General features: G+C 71.6%; 17 protein-coding genes. 2 read left to right on the forward strand and 15 right to left on the reverse strand.

Annotated elements, in window-relative coordinates; all coding sequences use genetic code 11:
* Nucleotides 1–44 precede the first annotated feature (44 nt).
* The 6 genes from ABMQ42_RS06300 to yczR all read right to left on the reverse strand — a co-directional run bounded on the left by ABMQ42_RS06300 (nucleotide 45) and on the right by yczR (nucleotide 8,920).
* Nucleotides 45–2,369 carry a bifunctional metallophosphatase/5'-nucleotidase gene (locus tag ABMQ42_RS06300; RefSeq protein WP_349722004.1) on the reverse strand — a complete coding sequence of 775 codons (2,325 nt, stop codon included), beginning with the start codon at nucleotides 2,367–2,369 and terminating at the stop codon, nucleotides 45–47.
* A 163-nt stretch (nucleotides 2,370–2,532) separates the two neighbouring features.
* A complete protein-coding gene (locus ABMQ42_RS06305) occupies nucleotides 2,533–3,348 on the reverse strand; it encodes an SURF1 family cytochrome oxidase biogenesis protein (protein WP_349722005.1) in 816 nt (271 codons plus the stop codon).
* Entirely contained in the window at nucleotides 3,345–4,463 is a 1,119-nt protein-coding gene (locus tag ABMQ42_RS06310; protein WP_349722093.1) for a GuaB3 family IMP dehydrogenase-related protein, read from the reverse strand. The genes ABMQ42_RS06305 and ABMQ42_RS06310 overlap by 4 nt, the downstream gene beginning before the upstream one ends.
* Nucleotides 4,464–4,639: 176 nt before the next feature.
* Complete coding sequence (locus ABMQ42_RS06315; protein WP_349722006.1) at nucleotides 4,640–5,503, reverse strand: endonuclease domain-containing protein; 864 nt, start codon at nucleotides 5,501–5,503, stop codon at nucleotides 4,640–4,642.
* A gap of 275 nt (nucleotides 5,504–5,778) precedes the next feature.
* A complete protein-coding gene (gene guaB / locus ABMQ42_RS06320) occupies nucleotides 5,779–7,281 on the reverse strand; it encodes an IMP dehydrogenase (protein WP_349722007.1) in 1,503 nt (500 codons plus the stop codon).
* A 208-nt stretch (nucleotides 7,282–7,489) separates the two neighbouring features.
* Complete coding sequence (yczR, locus tag ABMQ42_RS06325) at nucleotides 7,490–8,920, reverse strand: MocR-like transcription factor YczR (RefSeq protein WP_349722008.1); 1,431 nt, start codon at nucleotides 8,918–8,920, stop codon at nucleotides 7,490–7,492.
* A 173-nt stretch (nucleotides 8,921–9,093) separates the two neighbouring features.
* Here yczR and yczE point away from each other — a divergent pair, with 173 nt between their 5' ends.
* On the forward strand, nucleotides 9,094–9,753 hold the full coding sequence (yczE, locus tag ABMQ42_RS06330) for a membrane protein YczE (RefSeq protein ID WP_349722095.1): 660 nt from the start codon (nucleotides 9,094–9,096) through the stop codon (nucleotides 9,751–9,753).
* A 43-nt stretch (nucleotides 9,754–9,796) separates the two neighbouring features.
* On the opposite strand, the gene rarD is transcribed toward yczE, so the two are convergent.
* Both rarD and groES read right to left on the reverse strand, forming a co-directional pair.
* Nucleotides 9,797–10,723 carry an EamA family transporter RarD gene (rarD, locus tag ABMQ42_RS06335; protein WP_349722009.1) on the reverse strand — a complete coding sequence of 309 codons (927 nt, stop codon included), beginning with the start codon at nucleotides 10,721–10,723 and terminating at the stop codon, nucleotides 9,797–9,799.
* Nucleotides 10,724–10,789: 66 nt separating this feature from the next.
* On the reverse strand, nucleotides 10,790–11,086 hold the full coding sequence (gene groES, locus ABMQ42_RS06340; RefSeq protein WP_067242196.1) for a co-chaperone GroES: 297 nt from the start codon (nucleotides 11,084–11,086) through the stop codon (nucleotides 10,790–10,792).
* A gap of 133 nt (nucleotides 11,087–11,219) precedes the next feature.
* Here groES and ABMQ42_RS06345 point away from each other — a divergent pair, with 133 nt between their 5' ends.
* Nucleotides 11,220–12,410 (forward strand): class I SAM-dependent methyltransferase, encoded by a 1,191-nt coding sequence (locus ABMQ42_RS06345; protein WP_349722010.1) that lies wholly within the window; start codon nucleotides 11,220–11,222, stop codon nucleotides 12,408–12,410.
* A 12-nt stretch (nucleotides 12,411–12,422) separates the two neighbouring features.
* On the opposite strand, the gene ABMQ42_RS06350 is transcribed toward ABMQ42_RS06345, so the two are convergent.
* The 7 genes from ABMQ42_RS06350 to ABMQ42_RS06380 all read right to left on the reverse strand — a co-directional run bounded on the left by ABMQ42_RS06350 (nucleotide 12,423) and on the right by ABMQ42_RS06380 (nucleotide 17,668).
* On the reverse strand, nucleotides 12,423–12,899 hold the full coding sequence (locus tag ABMQ42_RS06350) for a hypothetical protein (RefSeq protein WP_349722011.1): 477 nt from the start codon (nucleotides 12,897–12,899) through the stop codon (nucleotides 12,423–12,425).
* Nucleotides 12,896–13,996, reverse strand: coding sequence for a tRNA (adenosine(37)-N6)-threonylcarbamoyltransferase complex transferase subunit TsaD (gene tsaD / locus ABMQ42_RS06355; RefSeq protein WP_349722012.1), 1,101 nt, complete (start codon nucleotides 13,994–13,996; stop codon nucleotides 12,896–12,898). The genes ABMQ42_RS06350 and tsaD overlap by 4 nt, the downstream gene beginning before the upstream one ends.
* On the reverse strand, nucleotides 13,989–14,693 hold the full coding sequence (gene rimI / locus ABMQ42_RS06360) for a ribosomal protein S18-alanine N-acetyltransferase (protein ID WP_349722013.1): 705 nt from the start codon (nucleotides 14,691–14,693) through the stop codon (nucleotides 13,989–13,991). The genes tsaD and rimI overlap by 8 nt, the downstream gene beginning before the upstream one ends.
* Nucleotides 14,690–15,439: a tRNA (adenosine(37)-N6)-threonylcarbamoyltransferase complex dimerization subunit type 1 TsaB gene (gene tsaB, locus ABMQ42_RS06365; protein WP_349722014.1), complete on the reverse strand. Its 750-nt coding sequence runs from the start codon at nucleotides 15,437–15,439 to the stop codon at nucleotides 14,690–14,692. The genes rimI and tsaB overlap by 4 nt, the downstream gene beginning before the upstream one ends.
* 191 nt (nucleotides 15,440–15,630) lie before the next feature.
* Nucleotides 15,631–16,137, reverse strand: coding sequence for a tRNA (adenosine(37)-N6)-threonylcarbamoyltransferase complex ATPase subunit type 1 TsaE (gene tsaE, locus ABMQ42_RS06370; RefSeq protein ID WP_349722015.1), 507 nt, complete (start codon nucleotides 16,135–16,137; stop codon nucleotides 15,631–15,633).
* The gene (gene alr, locus ABMQ42_RS06375; RefSeq protein WP_349722016.1) at nucleotides 16,134–17,258 is read right to left on the reverse strand and encodes an alanine racemase; all 1,125 of its coding nucleotides are present in this window, start codon (nucleotides 17,256–17,258) and stop codon (nucleotides 16,134–16,136) included. Before alr ends, tsaE begins: the two co-directional genes overlap by 4 nt.
* Nucleotides 17,255–17,668 (reverse strand): holo-ACP synthase, encoded by a 414-nt coding sequence (locus ABMQ42_RS06380; RefSeq protein WP_349722017.1) that lies wholly within the window; start codon nucleotides 17,666–17,668, stop codon nucleotides 17,255–17,257. Before ABMQ42_RS06380 ends, alr begins: the two co-directional genes overlap by 4 nt.
* Nucleotides 17,669–17,735: the final 67 nt, after the last annotated feature.

Genomic DNA, 17,735 nt, shown 5'->3' on the forward strand with positions numbered 1-17,735 from the left:
GCGGGTGGGATGCGGCATCCGCACCCCACCCGATCGTCACCGCGTCAGCGGATCACCGCGTGGCAGCCGCCGTGGCCCGGTCCGGCATGGCCGCCGCCGTGACCCGGGCCGCCGTGCCCGCCGCCGTGGCCGCCACCGTGCCCGGACTGCGCCTTGTTCACGTGCACTGTGGCGGTGGCGGCATCGCCGTCGGCCTGGGCGACCTTCAGCGTGTAGTCGCCTGCCTTGGTCGAGCGCGGCACCGTCAGCTTCGCGCGGAACGCGCCGTCGTCACCGACGGTGATCTTCCCGAGCGAGACCCGCGCCTTCTTCTTGCCCTGCAGCGTGGCCGTCAGCTTCTCGCCCGCATCGAAGCCCGTGCCGCTGACGGTCAGAGTGCCGCCCGCCGACACCTTCGACGGCTTCACCGTGATCGCGCCCTCGAATGGCGGCGCCGTGATCTCGATCGGCACCTGGATGCTGGTCCCGGTGTCTCCCACCGCCAGCGTCAGCTGCTGGGCACCCTCGGCACCGCTCGGGATCGTGAAGGTGAGCGTGGCGCGTCCGGCCTCATCGGACGCGTCGATCACGGTCGGATCGACGGCGGCCGAGGCGAGCTGCGTGTCGCCGAGCGAGATCGTCACCTCTCCCGGAGCCGGCTCGCCCGCGCTGAATGCGAGCGACGACAGATCGGCGGTGACGGTGTCGCCAGCGCTGTAGCCATCGGCATCGGGTGGGCTCAGCACCACTCCGACCGCGCGCTGGGCGTAGTCGGGCGAGGCTGTGCCGTTCTCCGAGAACCAGTCGACCATCGACTGCAGGTCGACCTTGCCGCTGTCGGCGGTGTTCGCGCCGTCGGCGAGGGTCGTGAAGTTGTCGCCGCCCGCCGCCAGGAACGAGTTCACCGCGACCGTGAACGTGTCATCCGGTGACACCGTCTCGCCGTTGACCGTCATGGTGGTGATGTGCGAACCGGCCTCCGCCGTCGGGTCGTACGTGTACGACAGCGACTTCGAGACGCCGAGCTTGAGCACGGGCCGGCTCGCTCCCGCCGGCTGCCACTGCTCTTCGAGCACCTGCTTGAGCTGGGCTCCGGTGAGAGTCGTCGTCATCATCGTGTTGGCGAACGGCTGCACCGTCGCCGCCTCGCGGTAGGTCACGTTGCCGTCGGGATCGTCGGCACCGCTGGAGGCGTAGGTGATGTCGGTGCGCAGGCCGCCCGGGTTCATCAGCGCCAGATCGGCCCCGGTCGACCATTGCTGCACGTCGGCCACGAAGTTGCCGAGCGTCGACTCTCCACCGCGGTTCTCGGTGGTGCCGTCGCTCTGCCGTGCCCGGTTGAAGTCGGCCGTGACGGCGCCGACCGTCGCATTGCCCGGCCCCTCCGCCGCCGTGACGGCGTCGTCGACGATCCCCTGGACGGTGGGATCGGGGGCGTAGAGAGGAGCACCGTTCGCCGCCAGCGGCTTGATCTCATCGGTGATCGACTCCACCTGCTTGGTGGTCGGATCGACCTTCAGCGTCATCAGCCCGTACGCCTCGCCGTACTTGCCGGCCGAGACGACCGGACGCCCGTCGATCGTGAAGTTGTAGGCGAGGTGCGTGTGCGCCGACACGATGGCGTTCACATCGTCGTCGACGTTGTACACGATCTGTCCGAGCGGTGAGTCGGGCGTCACGCTCGACACATCGGTCGTGGTAGCCCCCTCGTGCACGAGCAGGATGATGACGTCGGCTTCGCCGTTCGTCGTGTCGCCGTCCTTCAGATCGGCGGCCACCGCATTGACCGAGTCGGCGATGTTCCGCACCTCGAGGTCGGCGATGCCTGCGGGCGAGACCAGCGAATCGAGCGCCTCGGTGACGGCGCCGATGAAGCCGACGCGGATGCCGTCGACATCCTTCACCCAGTACGGTGCCAGCGCGGGCTCGCCCGTGGACTTCAGCACCACGTTGGCGTTGATGTACTCCCAGTCGGCCCGCGGCACCACGCGGTCGCGCAGGTCCGCCCAGCCCTGGTCGTACTCGTGGTTGCCCGTCGAGCTCACCTCGAGCCCGGCGGCGTTGAGCGCATCGATGGTCGGATTGTCCTGCTGGATGAACGACGTGAACGTGGATGCCCCGATCAGGTCGCCCGCGGCGGCGAAGATCGTGTTCGGGTTGGCCTCCCGCACCTGCTTGACCGCGGTCGCCAACGCCGCGGCTCCGCCCGAGGCGCCGTCGGCCTCGATGCGCCCGTGGAAGTCGTTGATCGTCACGATGTTGATGTCGACGGGGTCGCCGTCGGCGGCCGTGGCCGGGACAGCTCCCATCACTCCCAGTGCGGTGGCTGCCACCGCCCCCACGGCCAGCGCCGCCAGGCGCGGATGTCTGCGGACAGGATTACGGGACATGTGACTTCCTCCATCCTCACAGCGATGCCATCACCGCTTCAGAGCGTATGCACAGCGTCGTGCATGATGCCGAGCCTAGGGACAGCCGCCGACATCCTCAACGGAATCGGCGAGCCCTCATCCGGCTCTCATCCGCAAGCCCACGGGGCCGGCGCCGTCGGTGTCAGGACCGGGCGCGCGCCTCTTCGATCTCCTCGATCTCCTTCTCGCGCTCGTCGCGCGCCAGGCGATACCAGAGGTAGAAGGCGAACCCGGCGAACACGGCCCACTCGGCCGCGTAGAAGAGGTTGAGCCAGTTGATGCTGTCGCCGGCCTCGGGCGGGCGCGACACGATCGTCACGAGCGAGTCGAGCGGCTCCTGGCTGACGACGTACGCCCGGTACACGTCGAGCCCGGCGTTGTCGTGCCAGCGGCTCACGAGCGCCGCGGGCGACATCGTCTGCATCTCATCGGGAGCGCTGCGCGGTGGCAGCGTGGGACCCTCGTCGGCGACGATGCGGCCCGACACGGTCGTGGTCTGCGGGGCCGAGGCGTTCAGGGCGGCCGCGGCATCCTTCGCCTTCTCGATCGTCGGCGCCCAGCCGATGGCCACCGCGAGCGACGTCGGCGTGGACGTGTCGGCCACACGCAGCTGGCCGGTCACCCAGTAGCCCTGCGCGTCGCCGTTCATGCGCTGCGTCACGATGAGGAAGTCGCCGGCCACGAAGCGACCGGTGACCTCGACCTTCTGGCCTTCGAGCGGCGAGTTCAGGTACTCACCGGGCTCGACGACCTGCGCGATCGGCAGCGCCTGCTCGGATGTCTCGGCGGGCGTGCTCGCGCTCGTGTCGAGCGCGCGGCCCAGCTGCCACTGCCCCAGCCACGCGAAGACGCCGGCCACGACGAGGCACAGGGCGAGCAGCGCCAGCCAGCGCGGGCGCAGCATGACCTCGCGCAGGGTCGGCGGGAAGACCTCGGGCAGGTCGTCGTCTGCGGTCATTCGATGCCGTAGGGCGCCACGACGACCTCGACGCGCTGGAACTCCTTCAGATCGGAGTACCCCGTCGTGGCCATCGACTTGCGGAGCGCGCCGATGAGGTTCGCGGTGCCGTCGGCCACGGGCGCCGGGCCGTACAGGATCTCCTCGAGCGAGGCGACCTGGTCGACCTTCACACGACGTCCGCGGGGCAGCTGCAGGTGGTGCGCCTCGGGGCCCCAGTGGTAGCCCCGGCCGGGTGCATCGGTCGCCCGCGCGAGCGCGACGCCCAGCATGACGGCATCCGCCCCCATCGCCAGCGCCTTCACGATGTCACCCGAGGTGCCCACGCCGCCGTCGGCGATGACATGCACGTAGCGACCGCCCGACTCGTCCATGTAGTCACGGCGCGCGCCGGCGACATCGGCGACCGCCGTCGCCATCGGCGCGTGGATGCCGAGCGTCGCACGGGTGGTGGATGCCGCGCCGCCGCCGAATCCGACGAGGACGCCCGCCGCACCCGTGCGCATCAGGTGCAGGGCCGCGGTGTAGGTGGCGGCACCGCCGACGATGACGGGCACGTCGAGGTCGTAGATGAACTTCTTGAGGTTGAGGGGCTCGGCCACGCTCGAGACGTGCTCGGCCGAGACCGTGGTGCCGCGGATCACGAACAGGTCGACGCCGGCGGCGACGACGGTCTCGTAGAGCTCCTGCGTGCGCTGCGGGGTGAGCGACCCCGCGACGGTCACGCCGGCCTCGCGGATCTGCGCGAGACGGTCGCGCACGAGCTCGGGCTTGATCGGCTCGGAGTACAACTGCTGCATGCGCCCGGTGGCCGCGTCGTCGTCGAGGGTCGCGATCTCTGCCAGCAGCGGCTCGGGGTCGTCGTACCGCGTCCACAGGCCCTCGAGGTCGAGGACGCCGAGGCCCCCGAGCTGCCCGAGCATGATCGCCGTGTTCGGGCTGACCACCGAGTCCATCGGTGCGCCGATGACCGGCACGTCGAACGAGAACGCGTCGATCGTCCAGGTCGTCGAGACGTCCTCCGGGTTGCGCGTGCGCCGCGAGGGGACCACCGCGATGTCATCGAAGGTGTATGCCCGACGCGCGCGCTTGGAGCTGCCGATTTCGATGTCCATGGTCACCCCACTACCCTACCCGCGCGGCCCGTGTGCCGCTTCTGCGCGGTCCTGCCCGCGCCGTGGTTCGTGGCGGAGGATCGCTCCCAGACTTCGGAGCATCGCAGCGAGTTCGGAGCGATCGGAGGCAATCGTCCGAGTTTCGCACGATGTTCCGAAGCCTGAGTACCCCGTGCTCACACGGCCCGCGCGTATCCCGCGGCGACAGCGCGGCGCAGGGTGAGCAGGACATTCGCCGCGTCGTGCACGACCTGCGCATAGCTGAAGCGCAGCACCGTGTACCCGCGCAGACGCAGCTGTGCATCGTGGGCGATGTCGCTGCTGCGCTGGGCGCTCGATGAGTGGAACGCATAGCCGTCGAGCTGCACGACGAGCCGATCGCCGATCACGAGGTCGACGGGACGCCCTGCGAGCACGATCTGCTGACGCACGCGCAGTCCCGCGCGCCGCAGTGGTTCGACGAGAAGCGTCTCGAGGCCGGAGTCCGACAGCCCCGTCACCTGGGCTGCGAGATTCCGAGCCGCGCGGGACGCCCATGCCAGACCGCGCAGGTAGTCACCGGCGAGCTTCTCGATGTTCGCAGCCGATTCCCACAGCACGAGTGCCACATCGTACGGCTGGCAGATGGCGATGTGGGCGAGCGCATCCTCGACGCTCCCGACGAGGGCGGGCGCACCCCACGGCATGACCGGCTTCGCCCAGTGCAGCACGCCTGGCCACGCGTCGCCGAGTCGAGCCGACCCTGCTGTGGGCGGCAGATGCAGGTGGATGCCGCCGCTCACCGCTTCCGGCATCCACCACCCTCGTCGCCGTGCCAGGGTGATGCAACTCACGCGGCCGCCGGCTCGAGCGGCGGTGACGAGGTGCCCATCAGCCTGAGGCAGCGCCAGCCAGACACGGCGGATCAGCGTCGCACGCCGATCTCGCACGAAGGAGCGCAACAGCGCGATCGCGAACCCTGCGCGCAGGAGGTCATCGCGATGCGCGATGCCGTCGTGGCTCTCCAGCCAGGTCGTCAGCTCGTCGAATGTCTTCCGCATCCTCGAAGTCTGGGTGCCCGCGGGAGCCCCGGGACATGCCGGTTCGAAGAATGTGGAGAACTGTCGGCCTCGCCCCGCCTGGGGAGGAACCGGCGTGCTCCCCTGCCAGGCGGCATCCACCCCTCACAGACTTCGGAGAGGCGCATCAACCTCGGAGCGATCCGGCGAATCACTCCGAACTTCGCGCAGTGCTCCGAACTCTGTGAACGCGACGTGGCCCAAGGAGAGTGGATGCCGCAGCCGCAGCCGCCCGCAGAGGATACGAGCCGCGACCCCTACTTCTTGTAGTTGGGCGCCTCGACGACGATCTGCACGTCGTGGGGGTGCGACTCCTTGAGCCCGGCGGCGGTGATGCGCACGAACTTTCCGCGCTGCTTGAGCTCGTCGATCGTGCGCGCGCCGACGTAGAACATCGACTGGCGCAGCCCGCCGATGAGCTGGTAGGCGACGGCGGCGAGCGGGCCGCGGTAGGCGACCTGGCCCTCGATCCCCTCGGGGATGAGCTTGTCGTCGCTGGGCACATCGGCCTGGAAGTAGCGGTCCTTCGAGTACGAGGTCTTCTTGCCGCGCGTCTGCAGCGCGCCCAGCGACCCCATGCCGCGGTACTGCTTGAACTGCTTGCCGCCCTGGAAGACGATCTCGCCCGGCGCCTCGTCGGTGCCGGCGAACAGCGATCCGATCATGACCGAGTCGGCACCGGCCACGAGGGCCTTGGCCAGGTCGCCGGAGTACTGCAGGCCGCCGTCGGCGATCACCGGCACTCCCGCTTCGCGGGCGGCGAGATATGCCTCGTACACGGCCGTCACCTGGGGCACGCCGACGCCCGCCACGATGCGCGTGGTGCAGATCGAGCCCGGGCCGACGCCCACCTTGACGGCATCCACCCCCGCGTCGATGAGCGCCTGCGCGCCCTCGCGCGTGGCGACGTTGCCGCCGATGATGTCGATGTGCGCGAAGGTCGGGTCGGACTTCAGCCGCGTGATGATGTCGATGACGCCGGCCGACTGCCCGTTCGCCGTGTCGACGACGATGACGTCGACGCCCGCGTCACGCAGGGCCTCGGCGCGCTGCCACGCCTCGCCGAAGAAGCCGATCGCCGCGCCCACACGTAGGCGGCCCTGATCGTCCTTGGTGGCGAGCGGGTACTTCTCGCTCTTGTCGAAGTCCTTGATGGTGATGAGCCCGGCGAGCTTGCCGTCGTCGTCGATGAGCGGCAGCTTCTCGACGCGGTGCTTGGCGAAGGTCGCGATGACGTCGCCGGCGCTGATGCCCACGGGACCGGTGATCAGGCCCTCGCTGGTCATGACGTCGCGCACCTTGGTGGTCTGGCGCTCGAAGCCCGAGACGAAGCGCATGTCGCGGTTGGTGATGATGCCGACCAGGCGCCCGTCGTCGTCGACGACCGGCAGGCCCGAGATGCGGTACTGCGCGCACAGCGTGTCGACGTCTTCGATCGTCGCATCGGGCGTCGTGGTGATCGGGTTGGTGATCATGCCCGACTCGCTGCGCTTGACCTGGTCGACCATGGCCGCCTGGTCTTCGATCGACATGTTCCGGTGCAGGATGCCCAGGCCGCCCTGTCGCGCGATGGCGATCGCCATGCGCGCCTCGGTCACGGTGTCCATCGCCGCGGAGATCAGCGGCGTGGCGACCGTGATGTTCCGCGTCACACGCGACGAGGTGTCCGCCTCGCTGGGGATGACGTCGGTGTGTCCCGGCAGCAGGAGGACGTCATCGTACGTGAGACCGACGAAACCGAACGGGTCGGGCTGTTCCATGAAGTGATCCTCCTGACGGCCACCCGGGAGCCGGGGGCGGGCTGACATCGACCGGGTGCGGGAGGGAGATCCCGACCTTGTCAAGTCTAAGCGCCGCACGTCGTCGTTTTGTTCCCGGAGCGGCCACTCCCATCGGGTTCACACCGCAGCGCTCGCACCCCAGCACTCGCCGAGGAGCGCCCGCACCCCAGCGCTCGCCCCGAAGCGCTCACACCACCGCGGCGAGCGCACCGGGTTCGGGGAGGGGATGCCGCGACGCGGCCGGCCATGCGCGCTGCAGCGCCGCGACGGCCCGATCGACCTGCGCGGGCGCGGAGGTCAGCGGCAGACGCAGGAACCGCTCGAACGCTCCGTCGACGCCGAACCGCGGGCCCGCCGTGACCAGCAGGCCCTCACTGCGCGCGGCGAGGGCGAGCTGCGAGCTCACCGGCGCGCCGATGTGCGCCCAGACCGCGAGCCCGCCGTGGACGTGCGGCACCGTCCAGTCGGGGAAGGCCGCGGGCAGCCGCGCCTCGAGCGCCTCGCGCCCCGCCGCGAGCGCCGCACGGCGCTCGGCGAGCACGGCGTCGAACCGGTCGAACAGTCGCGCGACGACGAGCTGCTCGAGCACGGGCGTGCCCAGGTCCATCGTCGCGCGCACACCGTGCAGACGGCGGATCATCGCGCGCTCGGCGCGGATCCAGCCGACGCGCAGACCGCCCCACATCGTCTTGCTGGCGGAGCCGATCGTGATGACGTGCGCGCCGCCGGCCGCGGTCGCCAGCGGCGGGAAGCTCTCGGGCCGATCGATGTCGAGCTCGGCCGGCGTCTCATCGGCGACGACGATCGTGCCCTGCGCGGCGGCGGCGGCCAGCACGCGGCGGCGCACCGCCGCCGACATCGAGCGGCCCGTCGGGTTCTGGAAGTCGGGCATCAGGTACGCGATCGCGGGACTCGTGCGCCGCATCACCGACTCGAGCACGTCGACGTCCCAGCCGTCGACACCCTCGGTCGAGACCGGCACCGTGACGATGCGCGCCCCCGCCGCACCCAGCGCGTCGTACGCGTGCGGATACGTCGGCGCCTCGATGAGCGCCCGGTCGCCGCGGCTGACGAGCGCCCGCGCGAGCAGCGCGATCGCCTGCTGGGCCCCCACCGTCACGAGGATCTGGTCGGCGTCGGTGGGCAGTCCCCGCTCGGTGAAACGCCGCGCGACGGCCTCGCGCAGCACCGTGAGTCCGAGGGTGTCGTAGCCCGAGTCGAGCAGGAGGGGACTGAGGAGAGTGGATGCCTCGGCCACGGCATCCGGCATCATCGAGGGCGCCGGCAGCGCGGCCTTCGTGAAATCGAGCAGCCCGCTCGGATGGGCGCCGGGCGTGCGCACCGCCCCGGGCAGCGCCGTGCGCGTGCCCGAGCCCTGGCGGCTCACGGCGAAGCGCTGCTCGCGCAGCCGCTGGTAGGCCGCGGTCACCGTGGTGCGGCTCACACCGAGGTCGGCGGCCAGCTCGCGTTCGGCCGGCAGCCGGGCGCCCGACGGAAGCCGTCCGTCGATCACGAGCAGGCGCAGCCGATCGGCCAGCGCCTCGTACGACGGCCCCGCCCCGCGCCACTCGCCGAGGAGGTCCAAGAGTGCCCGGGCGCCGATCACCGTTTCCGACATGAGGCCACTTTACGCAGATTGGCCCTACCGAGCGCAAGCCTCATGACGATTGGATATCCACTGTGCAACCAATCCCGTCCACTGACCTCGTGACCGCGCCCCGCCGACGCCTCGCGCTGCCGACGTTCGAGCCGAAGCCGCTCAGCCGGCGCCCCGCCTCGCGCGCCCGGCGCATGGTGCAGCTGCTGGTCGGGCTCTTCCTGTACGGCATCGCCATCGCCACGATGATGCAGGCGACCATCGGCATCGAGCCCTGGGACGTCCTGGCTCAGGGGATCACGCGGCACACCGGCATCCCGTTCGGTGTCGTCACCAACCTCATCGGCGGCGTCGTCCTGCTGCTGTGGATCCCGCTGCGACAGCGGCCCGGCATCGGCACGGTGCTCAACGTGCTGCTCATCGGCCCGTCCGCGCAGCTGGGGCTGTGGCTCATCCCGCAGCCCGAGTCGCTGGCCGTGCGCATCCCGCTGTTCGCGGCGGGGCTCGTGCTCATCGCCGCGGCGTCGGGCCTGTACATCGGCGCGCAACACGGGCCGGGCCCGCGCGACGGGCTCATGACGGGTCTGCACGCGCGCACCGGGCTGCCGATCTGGCTCGCACGCACCGGCATCGAGGCCGCCGTCCTCGTGATCGGCTGGCTGCTGGGCGGCAACGTCGGCTGGGGCACGCTCGCGGTGGCGCTGTGCATCGGTCCGCTCGTGCACCTTGCGATCCCCCTGTTCGCGCTGACGCCCGCGCCGCCCGCACCGGCGCTGCAGTTGATCGAGTCGGATGCCGCGACCCGCGGTCGCGCACCGGCCCCCGAGCCGTGGGTCTTCGGCCCCCGACGGTGACGCGGGCCCGCGGCATCCCGAACCGTCGCGCCCGCCGCCGCTCTCAGGCGATCTCGGCCACGTCGGCGACGCCGCGCTGGCGTCGCGCGTGCCGCACCGAGTCGACGCTCAGCACGATGAGGGCGACCCAGACCAGCGCGAAGCCGATCCAACGCTCGAGCGGCATGGTCTCGTGCAGCACGAAGGCGCCGGTCGCGAACTGCAGGATCGGCGTCAGGAACTGCAGCAGACCGATGAGGCTCAGCGGCGCGCGACGCGTCGCAGCGGCGAACAGCAGGAGCGGCACGGCGGTGACGACGCCGGCGAGCAGGAGCAGCACGGCGTGCCCCGCGCCGGCGGTGCCCAGGGTGATGCCCGAGGTCGCACCCACCCAGATGAGCATGCCCGCGGCCACCGGCGAGAGCCAGGCGGTCTCCAGCGTCAGCCCGCTGACGGCGTCGACCGATGCGCCGACCCTGTTCTTCGTCAGCCCGTACAGGCCGAACGAGAACGCGATCAGCAGCGAGATCCAGGGCACCTGGCCGTAGCCGACGACGATCACGACCACCGCGATCACCGCGATGCCGATCGCGGTCCACTGCGCGGGGCGCAGCCGCTCGCGCAGCACGAGCACACCCAGAAGCACGGTGACGATCGGGTTGATGAAGTAGCCGAGGCTCGCCTCGATCACGTGTCCGGTGAGGGTGGCGACCAGGTAGACGGTCCAGTTGACGAAGATCAGGATGCCGGCGGCCGCGGTCCAGCCCAGAAGCCGGGGCTGCCGCACGATGCGGCCGAACGCGCGCCATCCGCGGGTGACGGTCAGCGCGACGACGCAGAAGACCAGCGAGAGAAGCACCCGCCACGCGACGACCTCCCAGGGGGTCGTCGGCAGCAGGGTCAGGAAGTAGAGCGGGAACAGCCCCCAGAGCAGGTAGGCGGCGAAGGCGTAGATCCCGCCCGCGGTCGCCCCGCCCGTGTTCTGCTTCACCGCACCAGCCTAGAGACACGACGAGGGCCCGGGTGCACGCAGCACCCGGGCCCTCGCTCGAGAGGACTAGCGGACGACGACCGCGAGGACGTCGCGGGCCGACAGCACGAGGTACTCATCGGCACCGAACTTGACCTCGGTCCCGCCGTACTTGCTGTACAGCACGCGGTCGCCGACGGCGACGTCGAGCGGAACGCGGTTGCCGTTGTCGTCGATGCGGCCGGGGCCCACGGCCACGACCTCGCCCTCCTGGGGCTTCTCCTTGGCGGTGTCGGGGATGACCAGACCACTCGCGGTGGTCTGCTCGGCCTCGACCTGCTGGATGACGATGCGGTCCTCGAGCGGCTTGATGGAAACCGACACGGTCTACCTCTTCCTTCGTTGAGACTGAAGACTCGTTAGCACTCAGACATCGAGAGTGCTGATGACAGTTTAGGCGCACGATTGGCACTCTCGCAACGCGAGTGCCAACCTGCGTCTCCCATACGCTGGGAGCATGGAGATGGCCGAGCTCACCGCCCTGCTCACACCCGCAGGCCTGAGCCTGCTCGACGAGCTGGGCCCCGTGACCTCGACCGGCGATGCGGCCCGTGCCGTCTCCCGGCTGCGCGCGGCCGGGCGCTCCCCCGACCTCGTGTCGGCGGTCGTCGGCCAGGCGCACCTGCGCGCGAAGGCCACGGCGAAGTTCGGCGACTTCGCCGCACGCATGCTCTTCACCCGGGCGGGCCTCGAACAGGCCACCCGCCTGCCGGTGGCCGCGCACCACGCCTCGCGGATGCGCACCGCGGGCATCGCCCACGTCGCCGACCTCGGGTGCGGCATCGGCGGCGACGCCCTGGCGTTCGCGGCCGCGGGCCTGCGGGTCGACGCCGTCGACGCCGACGAGGTCACCGCCGCGATCGCCGCGTACAACCTCGCCGTGTTCGGCGACACCGTCACCGTGCGACAGGGCGCGGCCGAGGCCACGGACCTGGCAGGCGTCGATGCGCTGTGGCTCGACCCCGCTCGTCGCACCGCGGGTCACCGCGAGACCCGCCGGGTGAGCGCCGCCGACTACTCGCCGCCGCTCGACTGGGTGTTCGAGATCGCGCGGACGCTGCCGACCGGCATCAAGCTCGGCCCCGGCCATGACCGCGACGAGCTGCCGGCCGAGGCCGAGACGCAGTGGGTCAGCGCCGACGGCACCGTCGTCGAGCTCGTCGTGTGGACGGGCGCACTGGCCCGGCCGGGTGTTCGGCGGGCCGCGCTCGTGCTGCGCGGCGACAGCGTGCACGAGCTCACCGCCGCCGATGACGCGCCTGACGCCGCCGTGCGCGAGCTCGGCGCCTACCTGCACGAGCCGGACGGCGCCGTGATCCGTGCGCGGCTGGTCGGCGAGGTGGCGCGGGAGCTCGAGGGCGGCATGCTCGACCCGCACATCGCCTACATCACCGGGGACGCCGCGCTCACCAGCCCGTTCGTCCAGTCGTTCCGCGTGCGCGAGACCCTGCCCGCGAATGCGAAGGCGGTGAACGCGGCCCTGCGCGTACACGACATCGGCACGATCGAGATCAAGAAGCGGGGCATGGATGTCGACCCCGCCGCCTTCCGGAAGAAGCTGTCACTGCGCGGTGACGCATCGGCGACACTGATCCTCACCCGGGTGGGTGCGCGCCATCTGGCGATCCTCGCCGATCGGGTGGGGTGAGGATGCCGCGGCTCAGGTGAAGAGCTGCTCGTGGACCGCGAGCCACACAAGCCAACCGGCGCTGTAGAGGACCGACAGGATGCTCAGCCCGAGCGCCCAGGCCGCCATGAAACGGCTGTCCCACGGGCGGCGCAGTGCGACCGCCGAGACGATGACGCCCGCGATGCCGAGGGGGAACGTCCACCCCACGAAGAACGAGGCGGCCAATGCCACCACGGCAAGCCCCAGCGCCCATGCGCTCAGCGTGCCGTGCACCTGCTCGGTGCCGACCCATTCGGCATCGGGCAGCGGCTCGATATCTTCGCTCGGACCGACGTCCGTCGGCGTCACGTCCACGGGCGCGGTGGGCAGACGCTGGAAGCCGCCGCGATGCTCGCCGGGCAGGGCCGGGTCGTCCGCTCGGGCGGGGCGACCGAGCCCGAACTCGACCTCGGGTGAGGGCGGCGCCGTCTCGATGTGCGGCGCCGGCGGGTCCTTCTCGTCGTTCACCGCTCCCCCACCGGAGTGCTCTCGGCGACCTGGATCTGCGTGACGGGCAGCGTCGAGTCGGCGCCGAACGCGAGAGTGGACGGCTCGCGGCCCGATGCAATGAGCTGCGCGGCCAGAGCCGCGATCATCGCCCCGTTGTCGGTGCACAGCGACAGCGGCGGGATGCGCACGGTGACCCCGGCCTGCTCGGCCCGGGCGAGGGCGACGTCGCGCAGTCGCCGGTTCGCGATGACGCCGCCTCCGAGCAGCAGTCGCGGCACATCGTAGCGGGCGCAGGCGTCGAGCGCCTTGGTGACGAGCACGTCGACGACCGCTTCGCGGAAGCTCGCCGCGACATCGCCGGTCGGCACCGGCTCGCCCGCGGCTTCCCGCTGCTCGATCCAGCGCGCGACGGCCGTCTTCAGCCCCGAGAACGAGAAGTCGTACCGGTGCGCGGCCATGTCGGACGCGCGGGAGAGGCCGCGGGGGAAGCGGATGGCACCGGGATCGCCGGATGCCGCGGCGCGATCGATCTCGGGCCCGCCGGGGTACGGCAGGCCGAGGATGCGGGCCACCTTGTCGAACGCCTCGCCGGCCGCGTCATCCATCGTCTCGCCCAGCAGCTCGACGTCGGTGGTCAGATCCCGCACGAGCAGGAGGGAGGTGTGGCCGCCGGAGACCAGCAGGGCCACCGTCGGGTACTCCAGAGGACCAGCCTCGGTGTCGAGGATGTCGGCGGCGATGTGCCCGACGAGGTGGTTCACCGCATACAGCGGCGTGCCCAGCGAGACGGCGAGCGCCTTGGCCGCCCCCACGCCCACCATGAGCGCGCCCGCGAGCCCCGGGCCGCTCGTGACCGCGACCGCGTCGAGGTCGGCGAGCGGCAGAGGCCCATCGAGTCCGAGGTTCGCGCCGGCCTCGGCGAGCGCGGCCTCGATGGACGGCTGCAGCGCCTCCAGGTGGGCGCGCGCGGCGACCTCGGGGATCACGCCGCCGTAGCGCGCGTGCTGCTCCATGCTGCTGGCGATCGTGTTGGAGAGCAGGGTGCGTCCGCGCACGATGCCGATGCCGGTCTCGTCGCAGCTCGACTCGATGCCCAGTACGAGGGGTTCAGACATCGTGCGTCACCTCCGTCGGCGCGTAGGCGCCCTGCGTCACCCGCTGCTCTGGCTGCTGCCCCTGCTGCCCTTGCTCTGGCCGCTGCCCCTGCTGGCCCTCACAGACTTCGGAGGATCGCACCGACTTCGGATGATTCGGCGAGGATCCTCCGAGCTTCGCGCGATCATCCGAAGTCTGTGAGGCGCCGGCATCCGCAGAACCCGCAGAAGCCGCGGCCGCGGTGACCGCGACGGGCGCGGCATCCCGCCCCCGGAGATCCGCCTGCATGACGATCGCGTCCACATCGTCGGGCTGGTAGTAGCGCGGCCGGCGGCCCACCTCGCGGAAGCCCTCCGACGCATAGAGGCTCTGCGCGACCGGGTTGTCGGCGCGCACCTCGAGGAAGAGGTCCCGCACGCCGCGGCGCCTCGCCTCGGCGATGAGTTCGGCGAGCAGCATCCGCCCCCATCCGCGACCGCGGGATGCCGCGGCCACGGCGATCGTCTGCACGTCGCCGTCGCGCGATCCGGCCACCGCGCGCAGCCCGGCGTAGCCGACGACGGCGCCGTCGCTCTCGAGCACGAGGTAGCGCCCGTGCGGCGAGGCGAGCTCGTCGCGCATGGTGCGCTCACTCCATGCGTCGGTCGGGAACGACGCGTGCTCGAGCGCCATGATGGCCTCGAGATCGGAGGCCGTGGCGGTGCGCAGCGCGGTCACGGGCCCACCTTCTTGCGTGCCGCGGGAGGGGCGACGTCGGGCGAGCGCAGGTAGAGCGCGTCGTGCGGCCCGATCTCGCGGCCGGCGGCCAGGGCCCGGGCGGCGGCGAGCGCGAGCATCGCGCCGGACACGGCCGCGGCGTCGCGCCGCTCGGCAGCGGCCGCGGCGAGCACGGCGTCGATCTCGTCGCGCGGGGCCAGTGCGGGGCCGGCGGTGCGCACGGGCAGTCCGTCGTCGTCGAGTCCGTCGTAGACGGAGTACGCGACCTCGCGGCGGCGCGCGTCGGTGACGACCGCGAAGCGGGGGGCGTCGGCATCCCGGATCGCGTCGAAAAGAAGCAGCTCGAGCGCCACCGCGTCGTGACTGACCACCGGCACGACCGGGACGCCGCGCCCCAGCGCGAACGCGCGCGCCGCGGCGATGCCGATGCGCAGCCCGGTGAAGGGCCCGGGCCCCATGCCCGCGGCGACATGCGTGATCTCCCCGTCCGTTGCGCCAAATTCATATGTATTTGTCCCACGCACATCAAACTGCCGACGGTTTGATGTTCGCTCGGCGGTGTGATGTGCACTCGCGGCCCGCGCATCAGGGGCGGGATGCCGCGGCCCCACGACCTGCTCGAGCAGCGTGCCGATCACCTCAGCGTGCGCGAGCGGGTCGGCGCTGTCGGCGTGGGCGCGCACGACGCCGTCATCCTCGATGACGGCGACCGTCGTGCCGAGCGAGGTGTCGATACCGAGGATCACGCCTTCCAGGGTAATGGGCACAGGTCGAGCGGACGCTGTGGGGCGCTCGGACGCCGCGCCCGCGCCCCGCGCCGCTCCGCGCTTCGCGAGGTCGCACGAGTTCTCGCGAGGTCGTACGAGTTCTCGCGAGGTCGCGCCAGATCTCGCGAGAAACCATGCGATCTCGCGAGAAACCATGCGACCTCGCGGGCTCAGGCCCCGCGCCGCGAGACGGTGACCACGCGGGGGTCGGGGGCGTCCTGATCCTCCGGGTCCCAGTCGGGCAGCGCGCACGCCGAGTCCGAGCCGTGCCCGCCCACGGCGCGCTCGAGTTCGACCTCCCACCACGTGTCGCGCAGCCCCTCGGCCATGCCACGGCCCCACTCCACCACCACGACCGAGCGCTCGGTATCGATGTCGAGGTCGTCGAGCTCGAGCGCCGAGCCGAGCCGATACGCGTCGGCGTGCACGAGCGGCGCTCCGCCGACCAGCGACGGATGCGTCCGAGCGATCACGAACGTCGGGCTCTGCACGGGTCCGCGCACGCCGAGACCCTCGGCGATCCCGCGGGTCAACGTCGTCTTGCCCGCACCGAGCGGGCCCGTGAGCACGACGAGGTCGCCGGCGTGCAGCATCCCGCCCATCCGGCGCCCGAGCGCCTCCATGTCGGCGGCCGACGCGATCTCATGGCGGCCGACGAGGTCGTCGAGGCCGCTCATCGCTGCGCCTCCCGGCGCGGCACGCGAGGTCCGATGCGGGTCACGATCTCGTAATTGATGGTGGATGCCGCATCCGCCCACTCGCGCGCGCTCGGGGCACCGAGCGTCGCGTCGCCGAACAGCACCGCCTCGTCGCCCACGGACACCGGGGCGTCGCCGACGTCGACCACGAACTGGTCCATCGCGATGCGCCCGGCGACGCGGAACCGCCGCCCGCCGATGACGACCGGCCCGGCGTTCGACGCCTGCCGCGGCACCCCGTCGGCGTAGCCGGCGGGCACGAGCGCGAGCGTCGTGTCGCGGTCGGTCCGATACGTGTAGCTGTAAGAGACCCCGTGCCCGGCCGGCACTCGCCGCACCGCCGCGACCGACGCGTGCAGCGTCATCGCCGGGCGCAGTCCGAGCTCGGCCGGCGTGCGGTCGTCGAACGGCGACAGCCCGTAGATCCCGAGCCCCAGGCGCACGCAGTCGAGCCGCATCTCGGGCAGGTCGATCGCCGCCTGAGTGGCGGCCAGGTGCCGCACCCGCGGGGCGAGACCCACGGCCGACGCCGCCTCCGACGCCTCGCGGAAGCGGGCCAGCGCCGCCCGGTCGTCGTCGGGCGACGCGTTCGAGACATGGCTGAACAGCCCCGTCACGCGCAGCCGGCCGATGCGCTCGAGGCGCGCCGCCTCGGCGAAGACGGCGCCGAAGTCCTCGGGCGCGATGCCGTTGCGACCCAGCCCCGTCTCGACTTTCAGATGCACACCGACGGGGCGGTCGGCGGATGCCGCGGCCGCCGCCCTCTGCAGCTGGTCCATGCTCGAGATGCCCAGTTCGACCCCGAGTGCGGCGGCCTCGTCGAACGAGGCGCCGGGCGCGTGCAGCCACGCGAGGATCGGCGCATCGATGCCGCCGCGGCGCAGCTGCAGCGCCTCGGCCACGTCCGTCACACCCAGGCGCGTCGCACCGCCGGCAAGGGCAGCGGCCGCCGAGCGCACCGCGCCGTGGCCGTAGCCGTCGGCCTTGACCACGGCCATGACCTCGACGCGCGTCAGAGCGCGCAGGTGACGGGTGTTCTGGGTGATCGCGCTCGTGTCGATGACGGCTTCGCGCAGCACGCCCGGGGCGAGGCGGCTCATGCAGTCTCCTGTTCGGCGGGTTCGGCGGGTTCGGCGGGCCCTGCGGGCTCCGCACTCTCCACGGTCTCGGCGATCACGTAGGCGATCGCCAGGCCCGCGTCGTGCGACATGGACAGATGAAGGGCCTGGATGCCGCGCGCGGCGACCACCGCTGCCGTGGTGCCGCTGAGCTCGAACCAGGGTTTGCCCGCGGCATCCGGCACGATCTCGATCTCGGTCCAGTGGACGCCGTCGGATCCGCCCAGCGCCTTGATCAGCGCTTCCTTCGCGGCGTAGCGCGCGGCCAGCGAGCGCGCCGCGAGCGGCCGTTCGGACGGCGCGAACAGCCGCGCGAGCAGCTTCGGCGTGCGGGCCAGCGTGCGCTCGAAGCGCGGGATGTCGACCAGGTCGACGCCGATCCCGGCGATCATCCGCACTCCCCTCGCACCCCCTCGACTTTAGCGCGCCGAGGGGCGCGGGCCCGCGAGGGCGAGGCCG

Source organism: Microbacterium sp. KR10-403, from assembly GCF_040196215.1.
Lineage (GTDB): Bacteria > Actinomycetota > Actinomycetes > Actinomycetales > Microbacteriaceae > Microbacterium.

What these genes read in the sequence shown, in the direction of transcription:
- ABMQ42_RS06300 (WP_349722004.1), bottom strand. Translation starts at nt 2,369, where the DNA reads ATGTCCCGTAATCCTGTCCGCAGACATCCGCGCCTGGCGGCGCTGGCC.
- ABMQ42_RS06305 (WP_349722005.1), bottom strand. Translation starts at nt 3,348, where the DNA reads ATGACCGCAGACGACGACCTGCCCGAGGTCTTCCCGCCGACCCTGCGC.
- ABMQ42_RS06310 (WP_349722093.1), bottom strand. Translation starts at nt 4,463, where the DNA reads ATGGACATCGAAATCGGCAGCTCCAAGCGCGCGCGTCGGGCATACACC.
- ABMQ42_RS06315 (WP_349722006.1), bottom strand. Translation starts at nt 5,503, where the DNA reads ATGCGGAAGACATTCGACGAGCTGACGACCTGGCTGGAGAGCCACGAC.
- guaB (WP_349722007.1), bottom strand. Translation starts at nt 7,281, where the DNA reads ATGGAACAGCCCGACCCGTTCGGTTTCGTCGGTCTCACGTACGATGAC.
- yczR (WP_349722008.1), bottom strand. Translation starts at nt 8,920, where the DNA reads ATGTCGGAAACGGTGATCGGCGCCCGGGCACTCTTGGACCTCCTCGGC.
- yczE (WP_349722095.1), top strand. Translation starts at nt 9,094, where the DNA reads ATGGTGCAGCTGCTGGTCGGGCTCTTCCTGTACGGCATCGCCATCGCC.
- ABMQ42_RS06345 (WP_349722010.1), top strand. Translation starts at nt 11,220, where the DNA reads ATGGAGATGGCCGAGCTCACCGCCCTGCTCACACCCGCAGGCCTGAGC.
- tsaD (WP_349722012.1), bottom strand. Translation starts at nt 13,996, where the DNA reads ATGTCTGAACCCCTCGTACTGGGCATCGAGTCGAGCTGCGACGAGACC.
- tsaE (WP_349722015.1), bottom strand. Translation starts at nt 16,137, where the DNA reads ATGAGCGGCCTCGACGACCTCGTCGGCCGCCATGAGATCGCGTCGGCC.
- alr (WP_349722016.1), bottom strand. Translation starts at nt 17,258, where the DNA reads ATGAGCCGCCTCGCCCCGGGCGTGCTGCGCGAAGCCGTCATCGACACG.
- ABMQ42_RS06380 (WP_349722017.1), bottom strand. Translation starts at nt 17,668, where the DNA reads ATGATCGCCGGGATCGGCGTCGACCTGGTCGACATCCCGCGCTTCGAG.